The organism is Ureibacillus massiliensis 4400831 = CIP 108448 = CCUG 49529 (assembly GCF_000772965.1).
GTDB lineage: Bacteria > Bacillota > Bacilli > Bacillales_A > Planococcaceae > Ureibacillus > Ureibacillus massiliensis.
The window spans coordinates 1-887 of the sequence record NZ_JPVQ01000122.1 but is presented as its reverse complement, the minus strand read 5'-3'; the positions used below and the strand labels follow the sequence as shown (position 1 = coordinate 887).

General features: G+C 38.3%; 1 protein-coding gene. It reads left to right on the top strand.

Annotated features, from left to right (window positions below; all coding sequences use genetic code 11):
• Positions 1-148: 148 nt before the first annotated feature.
• The coding region (istA, locus tag CD30_RS19200; RefSeq protein WP_036180848.1) for an IS21 family transposase at positions 149-887 on the top strand (739 nt) is incomplete at its 3' end.

The following is an 887-nucleotide window of genomic DNA, read 5'->3' as shown; positions in this document are numbered from 1 at the left end:
TGTTTATTGCAAAATAAAAGTGCAGACTAGTGCAAAGAATTTGTACAGAGTCCTGCACTATTTTTGTGCATAAAAAAAAGACTTGCCAGCCACCCCAAGTCCCTCTACTGTTTTAGGTGTTGAAGCCGAAACAGGGAGGAAAGAAAGGATGCTAACAATGTCTGAAGTTAATTGTATCAAAACATTACGAAATGAAAAAGGATTATCGATTACAGAAATCGCAAAAACAATGCAAGTTAATTGGCGCACCGCTAAGAAATACGGCGATGGAGATCAGCTCCCTCAAGAGAAAACCTATTTGAAAAAAGGCATGATGTATGATGAAAAATGGGGAGAAATGGTCATTGATTGGTTAGAAGAAGATTTAAAGCTGAAGAAAAAATTACGCCGTAAAAATAAAAAAATATTTGAAGACCTAGTAAAAGAAGGATTCCAGGGTTCTTACAGAACGGTGTGTAATTTTATTCAAGAATGGAAAGCCTCACAAGAAGATGAGGTAGATCAAGGATATGAACGTTTAGAACATCCAGAAGGAGAAGCACAGGTAGACTTCGGTATCATGGAGGCCGTTCATGATGGTGAAATATTGGATGTACATGCATTAATCATGTCCTTTCCATCAAGTAACACAGCCTTTGCCGTACCAATGCCAAGTGAAAATTTAGAATGCTTTTTAGGCGGATTACAAGCGTTATTTAAACAGGCTGGAGGCGTTCCTCTAAGTATTCGAATTGATAATCTAACACCTGCGGTGAAGAAAGTGAGAAAAGGCGATTCAGAAGCACAATTAACGGATGCCTTTCGACATTTTCAGCAATATTATGGCTTTAAGGTTCAAGTGTGTAATCCACGCAAAGGGAATGAAAAAGGCCATGTAGAAGGCAAAG